Genomic DNA, 6,637 nt, shown 5'->3' on the forward strand with positions numbered 1-6,637 from the left:
GGAGCACCGGCCGGGCACCCTGATCCGCGTGGCCGGATGGGCCGGTGCGGTCGCCGTCGTCGCGCTCAGCGCCGGATCCCTGGTAGCGCCGGGGGCCATCGCCTTCTCTGCTGCCACGGATTCCGTGCTGGACCTGTGGGAAGGCCTGCCCGCCGAGCTTCCACTGGACACCGCCTTGCCGCAACATACGGTCCTGCTCGACAAGGACGGCAAGGAATTCGCCCGCTTCTACAGCGAAAATCGGATTGACGTGGACCTGGATCAGGTCTCGCCCGCGTTTTTGGACACGCTGCTGTCCACCGAGGACTCCCGGTTTTACGAACATCACGGCGTGGACCCCATGGGCGTCACCCGCGCGATGGTGAGCAACTCGGTGGGCGGCGAGCGCCAGGGCGGCTCCACCATCACCCAGCAGTTGGTACAGAACATCCTCGTCAACAATGCCCGGGATGCAACCGAGAAGTCGGTGGCGGTGGGCGAAACCTACAACGCCAAAATCCGCGAGGCCAAGTACGCCGTCCAGCTGGAAAAGCGCCTGGACAAGGACCAGATCCTGAACATGTATGTCAACGCCGTCTACTTCGGCAACCGCGCGTACGGCATCCAGGCGGCGGCGCGCATCTATTTCAATACGACGGCGGCCAAGCTCACCCTGCCCCAGTCGGCCCTGCTCGTCGGACTGCTCAAGGGACCGGTCTACTACGATCCGATGAAATACCCGGATCGAGCGCTCAGCCGCCGCAACACCGTGCTCAATGTTCTCGAGCGTCATGGCGCGATCACGGCGAACGAAGCTGCGGCGGCCCGCGGCAGCGGGCTCGGCCTCGACCCGGGATCTGTGCCCTCGGGCTGCGGCGGCTCCGAGTACCCGTTCTACTGCGATCTGGTCAGGGATGAAATTCTTACCGATCCTGCCTTCGGCAAGACCCAGGAAGAACGCGGGGACCGGCTCTCGCGCGGCGGCATGACGCTGACCACGGCCCTGGACCGCAAGGCCATCGACGCGGCCGAAAAGGCCGTGCACAAAGCGATGGGCAACAAGAACCGCGCGGCGCTGGGCACCGCCGTCGTCGAACCCGGCACCGGGCATGTCACGGCGGTGGCACAGAACCGGTCCTGGGGCGAAGGCAAGGGCAAGACCGAGGTGGTCTTCGCCGACAGTGCCTTCCAGGTGGGGTCGGCGATGAAGCCGATCGTGCTCGCCACGGCGCTGTCCCAGGGGATTTCACCGCGCCAAAAGCTGCTGGCCAACGGCCCCTATTACTCCTCGCTGGATAATCCGCCCGGTGGTTTCCACAACTACGGCTACGAGAATTACGGCTCTATCGACGCCTACCAGGCCGTGCGCGCTTCGGTGAATATCTACTTCGTGCGGTTGATCGAGCGCACGGGCGTGAAGGAAGTCGCCGAGTTCGCGGAAACCCTGGGCATCACCTCGATCCCCGTCGATAAGCTGCACGGCCGGGAGGCATCGCTGGCGCTCGGCTCCTACGAGATTTCCCCGCTTGAGATGGCCAACGCCTACTCCACCTTCGTCAGCGGCGGGGTGCTGTGCCGGCCGGTCACCATCACCGCAGCCATCCGCAGCGATACCGGGGAGAAGCTCCCGGTTCCCGCCTCAAACTGCCACCAGGCCATCGACCCTTCGGTGGCGGCCACGGTGGCCGACGCGCTGACCGAACCGTTCCACCCGGCGGGCACGCTGGGCGCCCTGGGCATGCCGAAGGGCCGCCAGGCCGGAGCCAAGACGGGTACCACGAACGACTTCGCCGCGAACTGGATTGTGGGCGTCACCCCGCAGTATGCGACGGCGGTGTGGCTCGGCGACCCCCGTGGCGGGGCCCAACACCCGTTGAAGACGGTGCATGCCTACGGCAAAACCTTCTACGACCTCACCGGCTCCGAACTGGCCGGCCCCGTATGGAAGGACACCATGGAAGGCCTGCACAAGGGCCTGCCCGCCGAGCCGATGCCCGAGGCCGACCCGCTGACCACCAGCGTCGAAACGTCCCGGTCCATGCCGGACCTCCGCGGACTGGGCGTAAACGAGGCCATCACGGTGCTGCTGCGCAACAACCTGGTGCCGGTGGTCGGGCAGGAAACGGCCAAACCGGACCCGCGGGTGGATCAAAACGTGGTGACCGCGCAGTCGGCACCGCCGGGCAGCAGGCTGACCTTCCGCCAGGAAGTGACCATCACGCTCAGCGCCGGCAGCAACACTGCCATCACGGTCCCCGACGGGTTGTAAGGAGTCCCGGTGTCCATCTTCGAGAAACATCCGGCCCTTGCCCTGGCCACCGGTGCGCTGTGCCTGGCGTCCCTCACCGCGTCGGGGCTGGTGGCCCTGCAGGCATCGGGGCTGCCGATGTTCTTCGCGCAGGAACAGGCCGCGGCGGTGGCCGAGCCTGCCACACCGGTGGCAATCAGCGCGGTGCTCACGGACAGCCCGGCCTCCATTTCCTTGACCGGGCTGCTGGCCGAACCGCCCGGAAAGTGGAAGCCGGAGGGTTCGGTGGAGCGCGGAGCGGCGCTGCCGGTGCCCTACGCGTGCGACATCGGCGCGGCGCCCTCGGTGGCATTGTCCCGTTCCTTCAGGGTGCGCGGCGAGAGGGTGCAGGTGCTCGCCGCCGCCTACACCGCCGGCCTCGGCGCCGAAGCCATGGACAAGCTGGCGGACAACGCGGCCAACTGCGCCGGGCCGGCGATCGCGGTCCGGAACGAGGAACTGGACGGCCCCGGCGTCCAGGCCCACCGGATCTACGCAGCCAAGAACGGCCACGGCACCATGCAGGTGCTCACCTTCCGGCGCGGGGACGTGCTGGCCTTCGTGACGGGAAAGGCAGCCGCACCGCTGCAGAAACTGGCCAGGCAACTGGACAAGAAGCTCGCGGCCGCGCTCGCCGACGTCTGCGCAGACCAGGAATCCAAAGCCGGCGACGCTGCCCGCTCCCCTTGGTCGACCGCCGGCTACAAGCCGTTCACGATCACCCGAACGGTATCCATCCCCGCCGTTCCGCTGCCGAAGGCCCCGGCCGACGCCGACTACGAAACCGTGTCCTTCCCGGCACCGGACCTGAAGGTCAAGCCGGCCAATCCGGCGGCCCTGCCGGCCTACCCGGTCTGGCCGCCGATGCCGGACGCCCGGGAGTTCCCCCGGCCGCCCAAGGGCCCCGCGAACGAGCCCGCGAGGTCGGCGAAGGTCCATCTGCTGACCGAGGACGCCGCCGGGCCGGGCTGCGGCTGGCAGTTCACCGGCATGTCACCGGTGCCTTTCGACGCCAGGGACGCAGCCGCCGCCAACCGGGAACGTGTCCAAGCCGCAGAATCGAGACTCGCCGCCCGCGCCAGGAAATGGCAACAGGCCGTGCTGGACTACTGGGCCGCCTACGACCACTACCGGACGGACGTGCAGGAGTACAAGGACTACGCCGCCGCGGTTGCCAAGGTGAACAAGGAGTGGGACAAGATCGCGGCACAGTGGAATGACTACTGGGCCGAATACGCCGTCTACCAGCAGGCCCTGGCGGAGCGTTCGGCATTCTTCACCCAGCGGGACAATGCACGGGCCGGCTACCGGAACGCCCTGGCGCAGTGCGAAGCGGACAACCGGAACGCGGAGCAGGAGTACAAAAACGCGCGGCAGGAGTACAAGAAGGCGCTGGAAGATTACCGGAAGGCGGTGGAAGCAGCCGAAGAAAACCAGGGCGACGAAGACGAGGAGGAAGAGCAGCCGGAGCCGCCCAGTCCGCCCCGGGAGCCCTCACGGCCCGAGCCGGCGGATTGTGACGCGATAGGCCAGCCGGCCATCTTGGATTGGGCGCCGCCGGCCAAGCCCGTTGCCCCGGCGCCCCCGCCCGATCCCCGCCCTGTCGGAGAACGATGACCCCGGCACCCGCCGGTTTGCCGGCGTGGGGCCCGTGGTGCCGGGAGGCGGGGCTGCCGCGCGCTTTGGCTAGAGTGGGGGCATGGTTGATTCCACCGCCACCGCGGCCACCGCCGGCATTGCCGCTACCGAGCACCTCGGCGCCGATGGAGGTGCAGTTCCGGATGCTTACTACGTGCGCCTGGACGGCAGACGCTTCCAATCCACGCTGCATTCCCAAGGAGCCTGGAACGACCACGAACAGCACATGGCACCGGCTTCCGGCCTAATCGTGCACGAGCTGCTGCGCAACCATCCCCGCCCCGAGATGGTGATGAGCCGGATCAATTTCGAGATCCTGGGCATCATCCACGGCGGCGAGTTCGAGGTCCAGACCCGGGTCCTGCGGCCGGGCAAGACAATTGAGCTCTTGGAGGCCACTTTCACCGCGCAAGGCCGCACGGCCATCCGCGCCCAGGCCTGGCGCCTGCTCACCGGTGATACCGCTGCCGTCGCCGGCACCTTCAGCCGGCCCCTTCCCGGACCCGCCGGCTGCCCCCCGGCGCCCATGACCAGCGTCTGGGACGGCGGCTTCATCCGGTCCACGGAGTTCCGCACCGCGGCGGACCTCGGTCCCGGCAACCGGACCGTCTGGGCGCGCACCCTGCACCCGTTGGTTCAGGGCGAGGACAGCCACCCGCTGGCCCGCTTCGTCAGCATCGTGGACACCGCCAACGGCATCGCGGTGCGGCAGGATCCGCGCGAGTACATGTTCCCCAACCTTGACCTGACCATCCACCTGTTCCGCCAGCCGCAGGGCGAGTGGACGGGTTTGGACACCCGCGTGAGCTTCGGCGACGACGGCGTCGGCCTGACGGACACCGAACTGTTCGACGAACAGGGTCCGGTGGGCCGCGCCGCCCAGATCCTGACCGTCCGCAAATTTTCCGGATCAGCCGGATGACCCTGCGCATCCTGACCATAGGCCGCAAACACGAGTCGTGGGTGGCGGAAGGAATCGACCGCTACGAGAAGCGGATGAAGAAGCCCTTCGACGTCAGCTGGCAGCCGATCCCCCATTCCTCCCGCGAGCATGACGCCGCGCGCAAGGAAGAATCCGAAACCCTGCTGGCCAAACTCAGCGGCAAGTACGCCAACGACTTCGTGGTGCTGCTGGACGAACGCGGCAAGAACATCGATTCGCCCACCCTCGCGCGCACCCTCCAGCAGCCGCTGGACAGCTCCCGCAACGTCACCTTGATCATCGGCGGGGCGTACGGGGTGGACGACTCGATCCACCAGCGGGCCGACTTCGTCTGGTCCCTTTCCAAATTGGTCTTCCCGCACCAGCTGGTCCGGCTGATCCTCATGGAGCAGCTCTACCGCGCCCAGGAGATCGCCGGCGGGCGTCCCTACCACCATGAATGATCTTGGGTAGCGCGCTGCGATTCGGGCGGTCCGCGGCAGTCGCCGCCGCTGTCTTCAGCGTAGCCGCCGGCGCGCACACTGCGGCCGGAGGAACCCTGCCACCCGCCGCCGTCGTCCTGGCGCTGGGCGCGCTGACATGGTTGCCGGTGATGATCCTGGCCGGGCGGAAACTCCAACTGGTGACGATCCTTGCGGTACTGGCCGTCGGACAGCTCGCACTGCACCAAGCCTTTGAACTTCTCGCAACCGTCCGCTGCGCGCCGGACCCATACTCCGACGGACACGCCGTACACGTGGGCCATGCGGGCCACGCCGGATCCACTGCCGTGGCACTCGACTGCGCGGCCACATCCCACGCCGGGAGTTCGCCTGCCATGCTCGCCGCCCATGTGCTGGCCACAGCACTGACCGCGCTCATGTTGGCGCGCGGCGAGGCTGCGCTGTGGAGCCTGGCCGCTTGGCTGCGTCCGCTGGTCCGCCAGTCGACCGTGACGGCGCTGCCGCCCGCCGGCGTCACCCTTGCCGCCAAGCAAGATCCGTTGCCTCTCCTAACCCAGTACCTGGTCACACTCGTGCCGCTGCGGGGACCGCCGGTGCCGGCGAGCTTCCAAAACCGGACCTAACCCAAGTCCTAAACATCATCGATTCCCCGGCCCTGCGCCGCGACGGGCCGCTATGGCCTTGCTACGCGGACCGCGGCCCAGCGCCTCCCGAAAGGCATTCTGTGACTACCATTCACCGCACTACCCTTCGCTCTTTACTGGCCGTCGGAGCCACGGCTGGCCTGTTGGCTGTTGGCGCCGGAGCAGCCTCCGCCCACGTGGGCGTCACCCCCGAGGACGACGCCGCCGGCAGCAGCTCCGTGCTGACGTTCTCCTTCTCCCATGGATGTGAGGGTTCACCGACCACGAAGATTGCTATCTCGCTGCCCGAGCAGCTGGCCGACGCCACGCCCACCGTGCACCCCAACTGGGACGTTGAGAAGGTGACCGAAACCATCGATGCCCCCATAACTTTGGACAGCGGGGCCACCATCACCGAGCGGGTCAGCCAGATTGTTTACACGGCCAAGGAACCGGTGGCCGACGGGCTGCGCGACGCGCTGCAGCTCCAGGTGCTGCTGCCCGACGTCCCCGGCGAGAGCCTGGCCTTCCCCACGCTGCAGACCTGTGAGAAGGGCGAAATCGACTGGGCCGAGCTGCCCGCGGAGGGCCAAGATCCCCACGAGCTGGACTCCCCGGCTCCGTCGTTCGTGATCGGCGAAGCATCCGCCAACAGCCACGGAGGGCACGACGACGGCGGCGCGGCTCCGGATGCCGGGGCGGCCGGGGCAGCGGGCAACGGCGC

General features: G+C 67.9%; 6 protein-coding genes. All 6 read left to right on the top strand.

Translation table 11 applies throughout. The features are described 5' to 3' along the window. Nucleotides 1–2,248 (top strand): transglycosylase domain-containing protein (locus AC5RUJ_RS08835; RefSeq protein ID WP_494155767.1); only part of this gene is annotated, 2,248 nt, incomplete at its 5' end. Between the two features lie 9 nt (nt 2,249–2,257). After that, nucleotides 2,258–3,883 carry a hypothetical protein gene (locus tag AC5RUJ_RS08840; RefSeq protein ID WP_494002275.1) on the top strand — a complete coding sequence of 542 codons (1,626 nt, stop codon included), beginning with the start codon at nt 2,258–2,260 and terminating at the stop codon, nt 3,881–3,883. An 82-nt stretch (nt 3,884–3,965) separates the two neighbouring features. Continuing rightward, on the top strand, nt 3,966–4,826 hold the full coding sequence (locus AC5RUJ_RS08845; RefSeq protein ID WP_494002274.1) for a thioesterase family protein: 861 nt from the start codon (nt 3,966–3,968) through the stop codon (nt 4,824–4,826). Further along, on the top strand, nt 4,823–5,290 hold the full coding sequence (gene rlmH / locus AC5RUJ_RS08850; protein WP_494002273.1) for a 23S rRNA (pseudouridine(1915)-N(3))-methyltransferase RlmH: 468 nt from the start codon (nt 4,823–4,825) through the stop codon (nt 5,288–5,290). The genes AC5RUJ_RS08845 and rlmH overlap by 4 nt, the downstream gene beginning before the upstream one ends. After that, nucleotides 5,287–5,913, top strand: coding sequence for a hypothetical protein (locus AC5RUJ_RS08855; RefSeq protein WP_494002272.1), 627 nt, complete (start codon nt 5,287–5,289; stop codon nt 5,911–5,913). The genes rlmH and AC5RUJ_RS08855 overlap by 4 nt, the downstream gene beginning before the upstream one ends. A 101-nt stretch (nt 5,914–6,014) precedes the next feature. After that, nucleotides 6,015–6,637, top strand: a 623-nt coding sequence (locus tag AC5RUJ_RS08860) for a YcnI family copper-binding membrane protein (protein ID WP_494155768.1), incomplete at its 3' end; no start/stop codon positions are given.

The sequence above is a fragment of the Arthrobacter sp. Y3223164 genome (assembly GCF_059091005.1).

Coding starts and splice junctions, on each gene's coding strand:
- AC5RUJ_RS08845 (WP_494002274.1), top strand. CDS start 3,966: ATGGTTGATTCCACCGCCACCGCGGCCACCGCCGGCATTGCCGCTACC.
- rlmH (WP_494002273.1), top strand. CDS start 4,823: ATGACCCTGCGCATCCTGACCATAGGCCGCAAACACGAGTCGTGGGTG.
- AC5RUJ_RS08855 (WP_494002272.1), top strand. CDS start 5,287: ATGATCTTGGGTAGCGCGCTGCGATTCGGGCGGTCCGCGGCAGTCGCC.